The 17,403-nt window shown below is 66.3% G+C and carries 15 protein-coding genes and 4 tRNA genes; 3 read left to right on the top strand and 16 right to left on the bottom strand.

The features are described from left to right. Positions 1-20: 20 nt before the first annotated feature. The 6 genes from U4Y91_RS31450 to uvrC all read right to left on the bottom strand — a co-directional run bounded on the left by U4Y91_RS31450 (position 21) and on the right by uvrC (position 3,388). Positions 21-94: transfer RNA gene (locus tag U4Y91_RS31450), tRNA-Cys, on the bottom strand. A 102-nt stretch (positions 95-196) separates the two neighbouring features. Continuing rightward, positions 197-272, bottom strand: a tRNA-Gly gene (locus U4Y91_RS31445). A gap of 51 nt (positions 273-323) precedes the next feature. Further along, positions 324-399: transfer RNA gene (locus tag U4Y91_RS31440), tRNA-Gly, on the bottom strand. 53 nt (positions 400-452) lie between these two features. After that, positions 453-528 (bottom strand) — tRNA-Gly (locus U4Y91_RS31435). 142 nt (positions 529-670) lie between these two features. Continuing rightward, positions 671-1,258, bottom strand: coding sequence for a CDP-diacylglycerol--glycerol-3-phosphate 3-phosphatidyltransferase (pgsA, locus tag U4Y91_RS31430; RefSeq protein ID WP_114176520.1), 588 nt, complete (start codon positions 1,256-1,258; stop codon positions 671-673). A gap of 99 nt (positions 1,259-1,357) precedes the next feature. Then, positions 1,358-3,388: an excinuclease ABC subunit UvrC gene (gene uvrC, locus U4Y91_RS31425; protein WP_321808314.1), complete on the bottom strand. Its 2,031-nt coding sequence runs from the start codon at positions 3,386-3,388 to the stop codon at positions 1,358-1,360. A 76-nt stretch (positions 3,389-3,464) separates the two neighbouring features. Between uvrC and earP the strand changes: the two genes are divergently transcribed. The 3 genes from earP to U4Y91_RS31410 all read left to right on the top strand — a co-directional run bounded on the left by earP (position 3,465) and on the right by U4Y91_RS31410 (position 7,003). After that, entirely contained in the window at positions 3,465-4,652 is a 1,188-nt protein-coding gene (gene earP, locus U4Y91_RS31420) for an elongation factor P maturation arginine rhamnosyltransferase EarP (RefSeq protein WP_321808313.1), read from the top strand. A gap of 137 nt (positions 4,653-4,789) precedes the next feature. After that, positions 4,790-5,347: an elongation factor P gene (efp, locus tag U4Y91_RS31415; protein ID WP_014897640.1), complete on the top strand. Its 558-nt coding sequence runs from the start codon at positions 4,790-4,792 to the stop codon at positions 5,345-5,347. Positions 5,348-5,617: 270 nt separating this feature from the next. Further along, a complete protein-coding gene (locus U4Y91_RS31410) occupies positions 5,618-7,003 on the top strand; it encodes a sigma-54 dependent transcriptional regulator (protein ID WP_321808312.1) in 1,386 nt (461 codons plus the stop codon). 155 nt (positions 7,004-7,158) lie between these two features. On the opposite strand, the gene nagZ is transcribed toward U4Y91_RS31410, so the two are convergent. The 10 genes from nagZ to U4Y91_RS31360 all read right to left on the bottom strand — a co-directional run bounded on the left by nagZ (position 7,159) and on the right by U4Y91_RS31360 (position 17,398). Beyond that, entirely contained in the window at positions 7,159-8,187 is a 1,029-nt protein-coding gene (gene nagZ / locus U4Y91_RS31405) for a beta-N-acetylhexosaminidase (protein ID WP_321808311.1), read from the bottom strand. A gap of 16 nt (positions 8,188-8,203) precedes the next feature. Continuing rightward, a complete protein-coding gene (acpS, locus tag U4Y91_RS31400; RefSeq protein WP_321808310.1) occupies positions 8,204-8,641 on the bottom strand; it encodes a holo-ACP synthase in 438 nt (145 codons plus the stop codon). Between the two features lie 69 nt (positions 8,642-8,710). After that, positions 8,711-9,487: a pyridoxine 5'-phosphate synthase gene (gene pdxJ / locus U4Y91_RS31395; protein ID WP_321808309.1), complete on the bottom strand. Its 777-nt coding sequence runs from the start codon at positions 9,485-9,487 to the stop codon at positions 8,711-8,713. Continuing rightward, the gene (gene recO / locus U4Y91_RS31390; protein WP_014897645.1) at positions 9,484-10,323 is read right to left on the bottom strand and encodes a DNA repair protein RecO; all 840 of its coding nucleotides are present in this window, start codon (positions 10,321-10,323) and stop codon (positions 9,484-9,486) included. The genes pdxJ and recO overlap by 4 nt, the downstream gene beginning before the upstream one ends. After that, entirely contained in the window at positions 10,310-11,209 is a 900-nt protein-coding gene (era, locus tag U4Y91_RS31385; protein WP_089450159.1) for a GTPase Era, read from the bottom strand. Before era ends, recO begins: the two co-directional genes overlap by 14 nt. A gap of 60 nt (positions 11,210-11,269) precedes the next feature. Further along, complete coding sequence (rnc, locus tag U4Y91_RS31380; protein WP_321808365.1) at positions 11,270-12,553, bottom strand: ribonuclease III; 1,284 nt, start codon at positions 12,551-12,553, stop codon at positions 11,270-11,272. Between the two features lie 153 nt (positions 12,554-12,706). Further along, a complete protein-coding gene (gene lepB, locus U4Y91_RS31375) occupies positions 12,707-13,600 on the bottom strand; it encodes a signal peptidase I (RefSeq protein ID WP_321808308.1) in 894 nt (297 codons plus the stop codon). A 16-nt stretch (positions 13,601-13,616) separates the two neighbouring features. Next, positions 13,617-15,410, bottom strand: a complete 1,794-nt coding sequence (lepA, locus tag U4Y91_RS31370; protein ID WP_321808307.1) for a translation elongation factor 4 — start codon at positions 15,408-15,410, stop codon at positions 13,617-13,619. A gap of 238 nt (positions 15,411-15,648) precedes the next feature. Next, positions 15,649-15,885, bottom strand: a complete 237-nt coding sequence (locus U4Y91_RS31365; RefSeq protein ID WP_257767790.1) for a glutaredoxin family protein — start codon at positions 15,883-15,885, stop codon at positions 15,649-15,651. A gap of 7 nt (positions 15,886-15,892) precedes the next feature. Further along, entirely contained in the window at positions 15,893-17,398 is a 1,506-nt protein-coding gene (locus U4Y91_RS31360) for a DegQ family serine endoprotease (protein WP_321808306.1), read from the bottom strand. Between the last annotated feature and the right edge of the window lie 5 nt (positions 17,399-17,403).

Here is a 17,403-nt window from a genome sequence, read left to right as displayed (position 1 = left end):
CGGGGCTTTTCTTTTCTTGCTGGAGGCGCGAACCGGAGTCGAACCGGTCTAAACGGCTTTGCAGGCCGCTGCATAACCGCTTTGCTATCGCGCCAAAAGCGGACTGTCCGGATGCCATGGAGGCAAGCGACAGATTCTCTTATTCGAGGACCGTCGGTCCATCAAATAAAAAGGGAAGCGTGGCTTCCCCATGACTTGGAGCGGGAGACGAGTCTCGAACTCGCGACCTCAACCTTGGCAAGGTTGCGCTCTACCAACTGAGCTACTCCCGCATTGTCCTGCACCTGCAGCGCTTTGCCGTACAACACGCTGCCAGAAAAATCTGGAGCGGGAGACGAGTCTCGAACTCGCGACCTCAACCTTGGCAAGGTTGCGCTCTACCAACTGAGCTACTCCCGCATGTGTCCTGCATCTGCAGCGCTTTGCCGTACAACACGCTGCCAGAAAAAATCTGGAGCGGGAGACGAGTCTCGAACTCGCGACCTCAACCTTGGCAAGGTTGCGCTCTACCAACTGAGCTACTCCCGCGTATTGCTGCGCTACTGCGTCCCCGTCACACACTTACTTCGTCGTGCAGCGGAGAAGCGAGATTATGTCGAAGGCACATTCGTGTGTCAAGGGCTTTTCCAGCCCTTTTTCCAAAAAACTGCGAACCGACCGTGCGGGCCGGTCACGCGCCGCCGCGCTCGCGAATCTGCGGCCATGCGAGCTTCATGTAGTACAGCATCGACCAGATCGTCAGCACCGCCGCGAGGTACATCAGCCACTCGCCCCACACGCGCGTGTCGATCGTCGCGACGCCGAGCGGCAGCGGGCCGTAGTACAGCAGCATCGGAATCGCGACCATCTGGCACGCGGTCTTGAACTTGCCGAGCTGGTTCACCGCGACACTCTTCGACGCACCGATCTGTGCCATCCATTCGCGCAGCGCCGAAATCGCGATCTCGCGGCCGACGATCACGAGCGCGATCGCCGCATCGACCCGCGAAATCTGCACGAGGATCAGCAGCGCGGCCGTCACCATCAGCTTGTCCGCGACCGGATCGAGGAACGCGCCGAACGACGACGTCTGGTTCCACTTGCGGGCGAGAAACCCGTCGAACCAGTCGGTCAGCGCGGCGAGGATGAAGATCGCCGCCGCCGCGAGGTTGCGGTGCGCGCCGCCCATCACCGTGTCCGGCAGATAGAACACGCCGACGACGAGCGGGATCAGCACGATCCGTACCCACGTCAGGAAAATCGGGAAATTGAACGGCATGGCATGCGGGTCAGTAAAGGATTCGCAATTGTGCCGTGTCGACCGGCCTGCCACAAGAACGCGAGATCGCGCCCAGGCGCGGCCGGTCGCACGGCCGGATCAGTGAAGCTGCTTGTAGATCTGCTCGGCGAGCGCGTGCGAGATGCCGTCGACGCTCGCCAGCTCCTCGACGCTCGCCGCGACCACACCGCGCAGCCCGCCGAACCGCGCAAGCAGCCGCTGCCGGCGTTTCGCACCGACCCCTTCGAGCTCCTCGAGCCGCGAGGTCTGGCGCGCCTTCGCCCGTTTCGCGCGCATCCCGGTGATCGCAAAGCGGTGCGCCTCGTCGCGGATCTGCGCGACGAGCATCAGCGCGGCGCTCTCCTTGCCGAGTTCGAGCGGCGTGCGGCCGTCGGCGAACACGAGCGTCTCGAGGCCGACCTTGCGCCCCTCGCCCTTCGCGACGCCGACCAGCATCGACGTATCGAGCCCGAGCTCGGTGAACACCTGGCGCGCGATCTCGACCTGCCCCTTGCCGCCGTCGATCAGCACGATGTTCGGCAGCAGGCTCGCTGCCTCGGCCTGGCGCGTCGATTCGCCGTCGATGCCGGCCGCGTCGTCGGCGGCCGCCGCCTGCGCGGCCTGCTCGACCATCTTCTCGTAGCGGCGCGTCAGCACCTGCCGCATGGCCGCGTAATCGTCGCCCGGCGTGATGCCGGTGATGTTGTAGCGACGGTACTCGCCCGACTGCATCTTGTGATGGTGATAGACGACGCACGACGCCTGCGTCGCCTCGCCCATCGTATGGCTGATGTCGAAACATTCGATCCGCAGCGTCGCGAGATCGTCGCCTTCGAAGCTGAGCGTTTCCGCGAGCGCGCGCGTGCGCGCCTGCTGCGAACCCTGCTCGGACAGCAGCCGCGCGAGCGCGATCTGCGCGTTCTGCTCGGCCATCGACAGCCACGCGCGCCGCTGCCCCTGCGGCTGCCGCACCAGCGAGACCTTGTGACCAGCCTGCTCGGACAGCAGCTCGAGCAGGTCGCGGCTCGCGGGCGCATGGCTCGCGACCAGCACGGGCGGCACGCGATTGCCGAGATAGTGCTGCGCGATGAACGCATCGAGCACCTCGGCCTCCACCGACGCGCCCGCGTCACGCGCGGCGGCAGCTTCTTCCGCGGGCCGGTCGGGCAACGCTGCAGCGGTGTCGTCAGCAAGCTCCGCTGCCTCGGCCTCGTCGCCGAGCCCGCCTTCGGCCAGCGTCAATGCACTTTCGACGTGCGCCGGGAAATAGGCCTTGTCGCCGAGATGCCGGCCGCCGCGCACCATCGCCAGGTTCACGCACACGCGTCCGCCCTGTGCAACCACCGCGAGGATGTCGACGTCGCTGTCGCTGCCGACCTCGATCGCCTGCTGGTGCAGCACCGTCGCGAGCGAGCTCATCTGGTTGCGCACGGCGGCCGCCTGCTCGAACTTCAGCTCGGCCGCGAACGCGTGCATCTTCTGCTCGAGTTCCTTCATCACTTCCGATTGCCGGCCGAGCAGGAACCGCGCGGCGTTCGACACGTCGATCGCGTAGTCGTCCTCGGAAATCGCGCCGACGCACGGCGCCGTGCAGCGCCCGATCTGATGCAGCAGGCACGGCCGCGTGCGGTTGTTGAAGACCGAATCCTCGCAGGTGCGCAACTGGAACACGCGCTGCAGGATCTGGATGCTCTCGCGCACGGCCCACGCGCTCGGGAACGGCCCGAAATACTGGTTCTGCTTGTCGACCGAGCCGCGGTAGTACGCCATGCGCGGAAAGCGGTGCGCGGTGAGCTTCAGGTACGGATACGACTTGTCGTCGCGAAACAGGATGTTGTAGCGCGGCGCGAGCGCCTTGATCAGGTTGTTCTCGAGCAGCAGCGCCTCCGCCTCCGAGCGCGTGACGGTCGTCTCGATGCGCGCGATGCGCGTGACCATCATCGCGATGCGCGGCGACAGCTGCGTCTTCGTGAAATAGCTCGAGACGCGCTTCTTCAGGTCGCGCGCCTTGCCGACGTAAAGCACGACGCCCGCCGCATCGTAGTAGCGGTAGACGCCCGGCATGTGCGGCAGTTGCACGAGGATCTTCTTCGGTTCGAACGGGGTGTCGGCGGCTTCTGGGGATGTCATGCGCGATTCGGGTGCCTTGTGGCGCGGAACGGGTCCATTAGAATCGCCAGTTTAGAGCATTCACCGGCCCGCTTCGATGCCCCGCACCGCCCCCGCCTCCCCTGCGCCGCTCGCACCCGACGAACCGATCGCGTGCGACCTCTTCTGCACCGTGATCGACAACTTCGGCGACATCGGCGTGTGCTGGCGCCTCGCCCGCCAGCTCGCGCACGAGCACGGCTGGCAGGTGCGCCTGTTCATCGACGACCTGCGCACCTTCGCGCGGCTGCTGCCGGGGGTCGATCCCGATGCCGGGCGGCAAACGCTCGACGGCGTCGTGATCGAACACTGGCATGCAGAAGTCGGCGACGCACTGGAGATCGCCGACGTCGTGATCGAGGCATTCGCGTGCGAGCTGCCCGGCGCCTATCTCGCGGCGATGGCGCGCCGCGCACGCCGCCCGGTGTGGATCAATCTCGAATACCTGAGCGCCGAGGACTGGGTCGCCGATTTCCATTTGCGGCCGTCGCCGCATCCGCGCTATCCGCTGCTGAAGACGTTCTTCTTCCCGGGACTGTCGGCCGGCACGGGCGGCGTGCTGAAGGAACGCGACCTCGACGCGCGCCGCGCGGCCTTCGAAGCCGACGCGGCGGCGCGCACCGCCTGGTGGCGGCATGCGACGGGCGACGCGCCACCGGCGCCGGGCACGACCGTCGTCAGCCTGTTCGCGTATGAGAATCCGGGCGTCGACGCGCTGCTCGCGCAGTGGCGCGACGGCCCGTCGCCCGTCGTCGCGCTCGTGCCCGCCGGCCGCGTGTCGCCGGCCGTCGCCCGCTTCTTCGGGGTCGAATCGTTCGGCGCCGGCGCGCGCGCAAGCCGCGGCAATCTGACCGCGTACGGGCTCGCGTTCGTCCCGCAGGCCGACTACGACCCGCTGCTGTGGGTGGCCGACGTCAACTTCGTGCGCGGCGAGGATTCGTTCGTCCGCGCGCAATGGGCGCGCAAGCCGTTCGTGTGGCACATCTACCCGCAGGCCGACGATGCGCACCTGCCGAAGCTCGATGCCGCGCTCGCACACCTGTCGACCGGCCTCGCCGACGCACCGCGCGCGGCGCTCGAGCGCTTCTGGCATGCGTGGAACGGCGCCGGCACGCCCGACTGGGCCGATTTGCTGCAACATCGTGCCGTGCTGGACGCCAACGCGGCCCGCTGGGCCGACGCGCTGGCGAGCGTCGGCGATCTCGCCGGAAAGCTGGCGGAATACGCAAAATCTCAGTTAAAATAAGCGGTTATCCGACGGTTGACCACGCAAGCGCACGCGTTTGAGCTTTGGGCGCCCACCGGAACGCACCCTCGCTTGCGCCGTCAGCCGTTGCGCAACGCTCAGGCACCTATTTATTTGATTGGATCAGGACAGTTTTTATGAAGACCGCACAGGAACTCCGCGTAGGCAACGTCGTTCAGATCGGCAGCGAAGCATGGGTCATCGCAAAGGCGGAATACAACAAGTCGGGCCGTAACTCCGCCGTCGTCAAGATGAAGATGAAGAACCTGCTGTCGAACGCAGGCCAGGAATCGGTCTACAAGGCTGACGACAAGTTCGAAGTCGTCATGCTCGACCGCAAGGAAGTGACGTACTCGTACTTCGCCGACCCGATGTACGTGTTCATGGACGCCGACTACAACCAGTACGAAGTCGAAGCGGAAATGATGGGTGAAGCGCTGAACTACCTCGAAGACGGCATGGCTTGCGAAGTCGTGTTCTACAACGAGAAGGCGATCTCGGTCGAACTGCCGACGGTCCTGGTTCGCGAGATCACCTACACGGAACCGGCCGTCAAGGGCGACACGTCGTCGGGCAAGGTGCTGAAGAACGCCAAGCTCGCAACGGGCTTCGAACTGCAAGTGCCGCTGTTCTGCAATACCGGCGACAAGATCGAAATCGATACGCGTACGAACGAATATCGCAGCCGCGCGTAATCGCCTGCGATTTCCGGATCGAACAAAGCGCCCTGCGGGGCGCTTTTTGTTTGTCTGCCGTCAACAGCAGCGGGCGTCGGCACCATGGACAACACAAAATCCAGCATTAAAGGTATTCAATTTGTATCATCGGTAACTGTTTTATAGCGTCAGAGAAATAATGCACGTCAGGCGTTCAGCGGGGCATAAAATCAGTTTTTAATCTGACATGCGGCTGCGGCCGGCTCGATGGCCGACAGCCCGCCTCTCTTGACTCGACTCGCGTCCACCATGCCACACGCCCTGATTGTCGAAGACGATCCCAACAGCCTGTCCGGCCTGACCGCGCTGCTCGCCGCAGACGGCTTCTCGGTCGACACGGCCACGTCGCTCGCCGAGGCACGCACGGCGCTCGGCCGCTCGATTCCCGATGTTGTCCTCGTCGACCTGAACCTGCCGGACGGCAGTGGGTTCGACCTGCTCCAGCACCTGCCGCAGCAGCAACCGAACGGCTCGCTGCCGGTGATCGTGCTGACGGGCAACGCGACGGTCGAGAGCGCGATCGAAGGCCTGCGTCACGGCATCTGGGACTACCTGCTGAAGCCGATCAACATTCCGCGCCTGCGCAGCCTGCTGGCCCGGATTCCGCGCCCCTACGAACTGATCGACGAAGTGCGGACGCTGCGCGCGTCGCTGCGCCACCTCGGCCGCTTCGGCGCGCTGGTCGGCTGCAGCGAGGCGATGCAGCACGTGTACGACATGATCGAGCACAACGCGGGCACCGAAACGGCCGTGCTGTTCACCGGCGAAGCCGGCACCGGCAAGAAGCTGGCCGCGCGCACGCTGCACGACCTGAGCCGGCGCCGCAAAGGGCCGTTCGTGTCGTTCGACTGCCGCACGATCGCCCAGGCCGGGCGTCACGGTGCGTCGCTCGACAGCGTGCTGTTCGGCCATGAACGCGGCGCGTTCGACGGTGCCGAGCGGCGCGAGTCGGGCCTGTTCGAACAGGCCGGCGGCGGCACGCTGTTCCTCGACGAGATCACCGCACTGCCGCTCGTGCTGCAGGAGGCGCTGCTGCATGCGCTCGACTCGCAGAACTTCATGCGGATCGGTGGCACGAGCTCGATCGCGAGCGACTTCCGGCTGATCGCGACCACGCGCCGCCCGGCCCGCGAGGCGGTCGCGAACGGCATGCTGCGCGAGGATCTGTGGCTGCGTCTCGATGCGGCATCGATCACGATGCCGCCGCTGCGCGAACGCGACGGTGATGTACTCGCCATCGCGGACGCGCTGATCGACGACCTCAACCGCGAAGCGCGCGGCACCGGCCGCAGCACGACCGACAAGCGCGCGGCGCCGGGCTTCGTGCGCGAATGCGTGTCCTACGAATGGCCCGGCAACGTGCGCGAACTGCAGGAGCGCGTGCGCTTCGCCTATGACGCATCCGGCGATTTCATCGAAACGCTGCGCGCGGGCGAAGCGAGCTTCGCGGCCGGCGCCGCGCTGAACGGCAGCAGCGTGCAGATCAAGGTCGGCACCCCGCTGTCCGACGTCGAGGATCTGCTGATCCGCGCGACGCTCGACGCGGTCGGCGGCACGCGCCATCGCGCGGCGACGCTGCTCGGCATCAGCCCCAAGACGCTGTACAACAAGTTGCAGCGGATGAAGGTCAACTGACCGCGCCGCCGTTGTTCGGGGCGCCGGCCAGAACTGACGGTTAGTTGCGCAAAGACGTGTCGCCCCGCGCTTTGCCGTCAAAGCAAAAAGCCGCGCAAAAGCGCGGCTTTTTGCTTTCGGCAACGGGACAGGCGGCATCGTGCCGCCCTTCCCGCTTACGCCAGTGCGCTGCTCAACAGCGCCTGCGCCTGCAGATACTCAGGCTGCGCGATCAGCTTGTCCCACTTGAGCGGCTTGCCGCGCGCCCGCATCCGCTTGATGCGCCGCACCGACTCGGCCGATGCCTGCGCCTTCAGGCCGTTCAGCACGACTTCGGCTGCATCCGGCTGGTTGCAGACGAGCACCATGTCGCAACCGGCGGCGAGCGCCGCATCGGCCGCCTGCGTGAGCGTGCCGCCCTCGCGTGCCGCCTCCATCGACAGGTCGTCGCTGAAGATCGCGCCCGTGAAGCCGAGCTGCCCGCGCAGGATGTCCTGCAGCCACACGCGCGAGAAGCCGGCCGGCCGCTTGTCGACCTGCGTGTAGATCACGTGTGCGGGAATCACCGCGGACAGCGACAGGCCGAGCCAGTCGTACGGCGCGACGTCCTGCTTGAGGATCGCGTCGAGCGGCCGGTCGTCGGTCGGCAGCGCGACGTGCGAATCGGCTTCCGCGAAGCCGTGCCCCGGGAAATGCTTGCCGCAGTTCGCCATGCCCGCGAGCGACAGCCCGTGGTTCAGGCTCTTCGCGAGCAGCGTGACGACGCGCGGGTCGCGATGGAACGCGCGATCGCCGATCACCTTCGAGTGCCCGTAGTCGAGATCGAGCACCGGCGTGAAGCTCATGTCGATCCCGCATGCGCGCAGCTCGGCCGCCAGGATGTAGCCGACCGCGGTCGCGACCTTCGTCGCGAGCAGCACGTCGCGGTCCCACAGTTCGCCGAGGCGGCGCATCGCCGGCAGCACCGTGAAGCCGTCGGTGCGGAACCGCTGCACGCGGCCGCCTTCGTGATCGACGGCGATCAGGATGTCCTCGCGCACCGCGCGGATCGAGTCGGTCAGCGCGGTCAGCTGCGCACGGTTCTGGAAATGCCGCGCGAACAGGATCACGCCGCCGGTGTTCGGATGCGCAAGGCGCCGCGCATCGTCGCGCGACAGGGCCGTGCCGACGACGTCGAGCATGACCGGGCCGGGAGTCGTTTTCATCGAATCGGAAAGTCCGTCAGGGAGTGGTTCGGGAAACAGGTGCGGGTGCAGGCGGCGCTACGTCGGTCTCGGCGACCACGAACGACACCGCGTAGTCGCGTTCGTCGCTGACCGTCACGCGCGCCGTGATGCCGCGCGCGGCAAGCCAGTCGGCCAGCTCACCCGACGCGACGACGTACGGTTCGCCGCTGCGTTGGTTGAGAGTCTGCAGCGCGCGCCACGTCATCGGCCAGTGCATGCCGAGCCCGATCGCCTTCGAGAACGCTTCCTTCGCGGAAAAGCGCGTCGCGAGAAACGCGATGCCGCGCGCCTCGGAGCGCGCGCGGCGCGCATGGAACACGCGCAGCTCGTCGGGACCCAGCACCTTCTCGGCAAACCGGCCGCCCGTGCGCTCGAGCACGGCCGCGATGCGACTCACCTGGACGATGTCGGTACCGATGCCGTAGATCGCCATGTCAGCGCCCGCCGTGATACACGGACGACGCCGGGTGACGAGCGAAGCGCGCGCGCACGGAATGCATCGTCAGCGCGCGCCGCCGTGCAGCGCGGCCACACGCGCGGCGACCATGATCGCCTTCATCTCGCGCACCGCGTTGTCCCAGCCCGCGAAGATCGCGTGCGCGACGATCGCGTGGCCGATGTTCAGCTCGACGATGCCGTCGATCGCGGCGATCGGCTGCACGTTCGTGTAATGCAGGCCGTGACCGGCGTTGACCTTCAGGCCCAGTTGCGCGCCGGCCTGCACGCCCGCGACGATGCGTTCGTATTCGCGCTGCTGCTCGGCTTCGTCGTGTGCATCGGCGTAGCGGCCGGTATGCAGCTCGACCACCGGCGCGCCGGCTTCGTGCGCGGCGCGGATCTGCGTCTCGTCCGGATCGATGAACAGCGACACGCGCACGCCGGCGTCGGCGAGCTGCCGGCATGCCGCACGCACGGCCTCGAAGCGGCCGGCGACATCGAGACCGCCTTCGGTCGTCAGTTCCTCGCGCTTCTCGGGCACGAGGCACGCGTCGTGCGGACGCACTTCGCATGCGATGTCGAGCATCTCGGCCGTCACCGCGCATTCGAGGTTCATCCGCGTCTTCAGCAGCGGGCGCAGCGTGCGCACGTCGGCGTCGACGATGTGGCGGCGGTCCTCGCGCAGGTGCAGCGTGATCGCGTCCGCACCGGCCTCTTCGGCGGCGAGCGCCGCGCGGATCGGATCGGGATAGGCCGTGCCGCGCGCGTTGCGCAGCGTCGCGACGTGGTCGATGTTCACGCCGAGGTCGATGACGGTGGGCGTTGTCAGGAAGAAGCTCATAGGTTTTGCAGGTCGATCAGGATCTGACGCGTGGCAAGCGGCGTACCGCCGAGATAGGTGTTCAGCAGGAAGCGCATCAGCGTCTTGCTTTGCGCGACCGTCTGGGCTCGATGGTAATCGTCCTGCTCCATGTCGAGCAACGTCTGTCCGGTAATCACCGGCCAGTGCGACGGCACGTCGTCGTCCGCATTGCGCACGCCGCGCTCGGGATCGAACACGTAGCGGCGATCGGGCTCGACCGCCCGGCGCGCGACCGTGCGGTTCAACGCCATTGCATAGCCGGTCTCGCGCAGCAGCACGCGCTCGAACGAACGCAGCACCTGCACCGCGGGTTCGCCGTGCGCGAGGCGCGTGAGGGTCAGCACGTAATGATTGAAGAGCGGCGGCTGCGGATCCTCGCGCGCGCAGAATTTCACGAGCAGCTCGTTCGCGTAGAAGCCGCACAGCAGCCCGTCGCCGCCGAGCGGCAGCATCCCGCCGACCCATTCGGCGCCCGTCAGCGTGCGCACTTCGGATTTGCCCGACCAGGACAGCAGCAGCGGCTGGAACGTCTGCAGCACGCCGCGCAGCGCGGAGTGCGGGCGCTTCGCGCCCTTCGCGACGAGCGCGAGCCGGCCGTGATCGCGCGTCAGCACGTCGATGATCAGGCTCGTTTCCCGGTACGGATAGCTGTGCAGCACGAATGCCGGCTGCTCAGCGACGCGGAAATCGGACGTGCGAGAGGTCGCGCGCCGCGCCTTGCGACGCGGCGGTTCGGGCGGTGCCGGCAACGGCGCGTCGTTCGCGCCGGCGGTCACCGCATCTTCGGTCGACGTCAGCGCGTCATTCGTACCCATAGGCGCGCAGCCCCGCCTCGTTGTCGGCCCAGCCGCTCTTCACCTTCACGAAGGTCTCGAGGTACACGGGGCCGTCGAACAGCTTCTCCATGTCCATCCGCGCCTCGGTACTGATCTGCTTGAGCTTCTCGCCCTTCTTGCCGATCACCATCGCCTTGTGCGAATCGCGTTCGACGAGGATCGTCGCGAAGATGCGCTTCAGGCGCCCTTCCTCCTCGAACTTGTCGATCAGGACGGTGCTCGTGTACGGCAGTTCGTCGCCGGTCCAGCGGAACACCTTCTCGCGCAGGATTTCGGCCGCGAGAAAACGCGAGCTGCGGTCGGTCAGCTCGTCCTCGCCGTAGATCGGCTCGCCTTCCGGCAGGTACGGCTTGATCGTGTCCAGCAAGCGCTTGATGTCTTCCGGGCGCTGCGCCGACAGCGGCACGAGTTCGGTGAATTCGCGCAGCCCGCTCATCTGCTGCATGAACGGGAACAGCGTCGCCTTGTCGGTCACGCGGTCGATCTTGTTCGCGATCAGCAGCGTCGGCATGCCGGGCGGGATCAGGTCGAGCACCTTCTGGTCGTCGGGCCCGAAGCGGCCGGCCTCGATCACGAACAGGATCACGTCGACCGACGTGAGCGTCGACGTGACCGCGCGGTTCAGCGAGCGGTTCAGCGCGGTGCTGTGACGGGTCTGGAAGCCCGGCGTGTCGACGAACACGAATTGCGCGTCGTCGAACGTGTTGATGCCGGTGATGCGATGGCGGGTCGTCTGCGCCTTGCGCGACGTGATGCTGATCTTCTGGCCGACGAGTGCGTTCATCAACGTCGACTTGCCGACGTTCGGGCGGCCCACGATCGCGATCATGCCGCAACGGAAACCGGTAGGAGCGGGAGTGTTCATATCGTTTGGGAGACAGGTTCGGAAACGGCCGCGCGACGCGCGGCACGATCGATGGGCAATTCAGTGATCGGCATCGGCCACGCGCGCCTGCGCGGCAGCGAGGCTTGCGCCGCCCTGCGGCGTTTCGGTGTCGGGTGCCGCGGCGTCGCGGGCGCGCGGCGTCGCACGCGACGCGGCGTCGGAACCGGCAGCAGGCTTGTCGGCGGACGACACGGCCGGATCGGTCGCCTGCCCCGCCGGCTTGTCGGCTGCACGGGGCGCGCCTTCGGCGGGCTTGTCGGCGCGTTCGGCGGGCTTGTCCGCCACGCGCGCGCCGGGTTCGCTGCGATCCGCCGGCTTGTCTGACGGTTTGTCGGTCGCCTTGTCGGCAGGCTTGTCGGCCGTCGACTTCGCGGGCCGGTCGGCCTTGTCCGCGGCTGTATCGACATGCGCCGCGCGAATCGCGGCCATCGGCGCCTGCGCCGGCCGGTCGCCCGGCTGTGCGGCGGCATCGGCCCCTGCAGACGCGGCAGCGGCCGCCTTCGCGTCGCGCGCCGCCGCACGCTCCTTCCGTTCCGGAGAACGCAGGTCGAGCGCTTCCTGCACCCCCTTCACGCCCGGCACGATTTCAGGCTCGACATGCTTCGACCCGCGTGCGTTCTTCGAACGCTTCGGCTTCGAGGCGAGCATCGGCGCGGCCGCCAGCACCTCGTCGAGCGCCTTCTTCGCGGCAGCCTGCTCGGCCGCGCGCCGGCTCGCGCCGGAGCCCGACACCTTCACGTCGAGCTTCGGCACCGTGCATTCGACCTCGAACTGCTGATTGTGCGCCGCACCATGGGTCGCGACGACCGTGTAGGTCGGCAGCGCGATCTTGTGCCCCTGCAGGTATTCCTGCAGCAGCGTCTTCGCGTCCTTGCCGAGCGTGCGCGGATCGATGTGATCGAGAATCGGGATATAGAGGCGCTTGATGACCCCTTGGGCGGCTTCGAAGCCGCCATCGAGGAATACCGCCCCGATGATGGCTTCGAACGCGTCCGCGAGGATCGACGGGCGACGGAAGCCGCCGCTGCGCAACTCGCCCTCGCCCAGCCGCAACCCTTCGGAAATATTCAGGGCCTGAGCGATTTCATACAGCGACTGCTGCTTGACGAGGTTGGCGCGCACGCGCGACAGGTCGCCTTCGTCCAGCTTGCTGAAACGCTGGAACAAAAGGGCGGCCACCGCGCAATTCAGAACGGAATCGCCGAGAAACTCGAGCCGTTCATTGTGCGTGGCACTGTGACTGCGATGGGTCAAAGCCTGGCGCAACAATTCCGCATTGCGAAATTCGTAGCGTAGCCGGCTTTCCAACTGGGATGGGGGCATGTGCAGGAGTATAACGCGGGCGCCGGTCGGGCCGAAACGGCACGGCCGGACGCGAAAAGGCGTGACGAGGCGGTGTTGCCGCCGGTTCTTAAAGTAGTTCGGCAATACGCGACGCGGCCCGTGCGTCGCGTATTGCGTGTGAATCGAATGCGGTCAGTTGAAGGAACCGATGCGCTTCAGGTCGCCGAAGTTCATCCAGATGAAGAACGCGCGGCCGACGATGTTGTTGTCCGGCACGAAACCCCAGTAGCGGCTGTCCGCGCTGTTGTCGCGGTTGTCGCCCATCATGAAGTAGTGACCGGGCGGCACCTTGCAGATCACGCCGCGGCTGTTGTACGTGCAGTTGTCGCGATACGGATAGTCGTAGGCGCCCATCACGAACGGCGGTACGGCGGGATTGTTGAGGATCGCGTTCTTCTTCGTGCCGATCGTTTCCTCGAACTGCTTCGCGTAGTTCTGGCGCTCGTCGTCGAAGAAATCCGGCAGCGGCGTTTCGGGCACGGGCTGGCCGTTGATCGTCAGTTGCTTGTCCTGGTATGCGACCGTGTCGCCCGGCAGGCCGATCACGCGCTTGATGTAGTCGACCGACTCGTCCTTCGGATAACGGAACACCACGACGTCGCCGCGCGACAGCGGGCTGCCCTGCGTGATCTTCGTGTTCGTGATCGGCATGCGCAGGCCGTATTCGAACTTGTTGACGAGGATGAAGTCGCCGACCAGCAGTGTCGGCACCATCGAGCCCGACGGGATCTTGAACGGCTCGACGATGAACGAACGCACGACGAACACGGCCAGGATCACCGGGAAGAAGCTCGCGGTGTACTCGAGCCACCACGGCTGGCGTAGCTTTTCGTCGCGCAGCTTCGAACGCGTCTGCCCTGCGTTTTCGTCCGCGAAACGCTTGTCGATACGCGACTGCTGACGATCGAACTCCTCGATCGCCACGTCGGCCGCCTTGCGCCGCCGCGGCAGGAACACCAGTTTGTCCAACACCCACGCTACGCCCGTCACGACGACGAGCACAAAAAGAATCAGCGCAAAATTCATAAAAGGATCAGTCCTGTTATTTGTCTTCGACGCGCAAGATCGCGAGGAACGCCTCCTGCGGGATCTCGACCGAACCCACCTGCTTCATGCGTTTCTTACCTTCTTTCTGCTTCTCGAGCAGTTTCTTCTTTCGCGTGATGTCGCCGCCGTAGCACTTCGCGAGCACGTTCTTGCGCAGTGCCTTGATGTTCTCGCGTGCGACGATGTGCGCGCCGATCGCGGCCTGGATCGCCACGTCGTACATCTGGCGCGGAATGATCTCGCGCATCTTCGCGGCAACCTCGCGACCGCGGTATTGCGACTGCGACCGGTGCACGATGATCGACAGCGCGTCGACCTTGTCGCCGTTGATCAGCATGTCGACCTTCACGACGTCCGACGAACGGTATTCCTTGAACTCGTAGTCCATCGACGCATAGCCGCGCGACACCGACTTCAGGCGATCGAAGAAGTCGAGCACGATCTCGGCCATCGGGATTTCGTACGTGAGCTGCACCTGGCGGCCGTGATACTGCATGTTGATCTGCGAGCCGCGCTTCTGCTCGCACAGCGTGATCACGGAACCGACGTAGTCCTGCGGCATGTACAGGTTCACGGTGACGATCGGCTCGCGCACTTCGGCGATGCGGCCGGGCTCCGGCATCTTCGCCGGGTTCTCGACCATGATCGTCGAGCCGTCGCTCTGCACGACCTCGTAGACGACCGTCGGTGCGGTCGTGATGAGGTCCATGTCGAACTCGCGCTCGAGTCGCTCCTGCACGATTTCCATGTGCAGCAGCCCGAGGAAGCCGCAGCGGAAACCGAAGCCGAGTGCCTGCGACACTTCCGGCTCGTACTGCAGCGACGCATCGTTGAGCTTCAGCTTCTCGAGCGATTCGCGCAGCGCGTCGTACTGGTTCGCCTCGACCGGATACAGCCCCGCGAACACCTGCGGCTTCACTTCCTTGAAGCCCGGCAGCGGTTCGGCGGCAGCCTTGGTCACGTGCGTGACGGTATCGCCGACCTTCGCGGCCGTCAGTTCCTTGATGCCGGCGATGATGAAGCCGACCTGCCCCGCCGACAGCGAGTCGAGATTACGCGACTTCGGCGTGAACACGCCGACGTGCTCGACCGGATACTGCGCGCCGGTCGCCATCATCTTGATCTTGTCCTTCGGACGCAGCGTGCCGTTGACGATCCGTACGAGCATCACGACGCCGACGTAGTTGTCGAACCACGAATCGATGATCAGCGCCTGCAGCGGCGCGGCCGGATCGCCCTTCGGCGGCGGCACCTTCGCGATCAGCGACTCGAGCACGTCTTCGACGCCGAGCCCCGTCTTCGCGCTGCAGCGCGTCGCGTCGGTCGCGTCGATGCCGATCACGTCCTCGATCTCCTCGATCGCGTTCTCGGGGTTCGCGGCCGGCAGGTCGATCTTGTTCAGCACCGGCACGACCTCGACGCCGAGCTCGATCGCCGTGTAGCAGTTCGCGACCGTCTGCGCCTCGACGCCCTGGCTCGCGTCGACCACGAGCAGCGCACCTTCGCACGCGGACAGCGACCGGCTGACTTCGTACGAGAAGTCGACGTGCCCCGGCGTGTCGATCAGGTTCAGGTTGTAGACCTTGCCGTCGCGGGCGCGATAGGACAGTGCCGCGGTCTGCGCCTTGATCGTGATGCCGCGCTCGCGCTCGATATCCATCGAGTCGAGCACCTGCGCTTCCATTTCACGGTCGGCGAGGCCGCCGCATACCTGGATGATGCGATCCGCGAGCGTCGACTTGCCATGGTCGATGTGCGCGATGATCGAGAAATTGCGAATATGATCCATTCAGTGCCGATCAAGCGAAAAAGGCGCGCTCGACGACTGCGGAGCACGCCTTGTAAGTCGGTGAAAAAACGGCTTATTTTAGCCGAAAAGGCCTTTGCCGGGCGGTAATTTGGGACGCCTGGTTAGGGGCGGCCGGCTAGCGACGCCCGGCCAGGGGCGCCCCGCCGGAGGCCCTGGCCGGCGGATCCACCGCCGGAAGCCCCGCGCAACGCGCGGCCGGCCGGCAGCGGAGCCGAGTTCAGCGCCGGGCCGCGAGCGCGCCGCGCACCCTCGCCTCATCGAACCGGTGGCGGCACACTTCCGTGCCGTCCAGCAACAGCACCGGCACGTCCTCGTCGTAACGGGCAACGAGTGCCGGATCCGCATCGATGTCGACGTAGTCGACCGCGACGCCGAATTCGGCCGCCACCGGCGCCAGCGCATCGCGCAGGTCGTCGCACAGATGGCACCAGCCGCGGCCGTAGAGCGTGAACATCGGCGCGTTACTTCTGAACCGGGCGCGGACGCACCGGCACGAACTGCGTGTTGTCGCCGCGCCGCACCAGCACCGCGACCGCCTTCTGCGGATCGAGCTGCGCGGTCACGTCGGCGAACTGCTTCGCGCTCGTGATGTCGGTGTCGCCGACGCGCAGCACGATGTCGCCGCGCTGCAGGCCCGCACGGGCCGCCGGGCCGTCGACGCCGTCGATCTGCACGCCGTTCTTCAGCTTCAGCGACTTCAGCTGATCCGCCGAAAGGTCGCTAACCGTCAAGCCGAGCGAATTCGCCTGGCGCGGCTTCTGCGGCGCACTCTTGCGCTGCTCGGCCTTCGCCGTCGTCTCGGCCGGCGTCTCGGCGATCGTGATCGGCAGATCGCGTGCCTGACCCTTGCGCCACACGCTGACGGTCGCCTTGGTGCCCGGCTTCGTGTCGCCGACCATGCGCGGCAGATCCGACGCCGTATCGACCGGCCGGCCGTTGAACTTCAGGATGATGTCGCCCGGCTGGATACCGGCCTTGTCGGCCGGACCGCCCGGTTCGACGCTGCTGACGAGCGCGCCTTCCGCCTTCGGCAGCCCGATCGAGTCGGCCACGTCCTTCGTCACCTCGCCGATCGCCACCGCGATGCGGCCGCGCGTGACCTTGCCGGTCGCCTTCAGCTGGTCGGCCACGCGCATCGCCTCGTCGATCGGGATCGCGAACGAAATGCCCATGAAACCGCCGGTGCGGCTGTAGATCTGCGAGTTGATGCCGATCACCTCGCCCTGCATGTTGATCAGTGGGCCGCCCGAGTTGCCGGGGTTCACCGCGACGTCGGTCTGGATGAACGGCAGGTAATCGCCCGTGTTGCGGCTCTTCGAACTCACGATGCCGGCCGTCACGGTGTTGTCGAGGCCGAACGGCGAACCGATCGCGACGACCCACTCGCCGACGCGCACCTTGTTCGAATCGCCGATCGCGACGACCGGCAGGTTCGACGCCTGGATCTTGACGACCGCGACGTCCGTGCGGTCGTCGACGCCGATCAGCTTCGCCTTGAATTCGCGCTTGTCGGTCAGCGTCACGTAGATGGTGTCCGCGTCGTCGACGACGTGCGCGTTGGTCATCACGTAGCCGTCTGCCGACACGATGAAGCCCGAACCGACACCGCGGTTCTGCTCGGTGTCGGGCGGATTGTCCGGCGCCGGCGCGTTCTTCGGGTTGCCATTGCCGCTGCCGCCACCGTTGCCGGGCGCCTGCGGCAGCGGAATGCCGAAGAAGCGCCGGAAGAATTCCGACATGTCGCCATTATCGAAGCCCGGCGGGAGCACGCCGCGCGGGCCGGCCGTCGGCACGTTCGCGGTGGTCCGGATGTTCACGACGGCCGGCCCGACCCTTTCGACCAGATCGGCGAAATCGGGAAGGCTGGCAGCGGGCGGCGTGACCGCGGCCGCGGTATGCGGGGCGAGCGGCAGGCAGGCACACAGCACCGCCGCCGCGAACACTTTGCGCAGCGTGAGTTTCGTCATGTCGG

Origin of the sequence: Burkholderia sp. BCC1993 (genome assembly GCF_905339865.1) — a bacterium.
In the GTDB taxonomy this organism is placed as follows: Bacteria; Pseudomonadota; Gammaproteobacteria; order Burkholderiales; family Burkholderiaceae; genus Burkholderia.
Note: the sequence above shows the minus strand (reverse complement) of the source record. Positions and strands in the feature narration are given on the sequence as shown.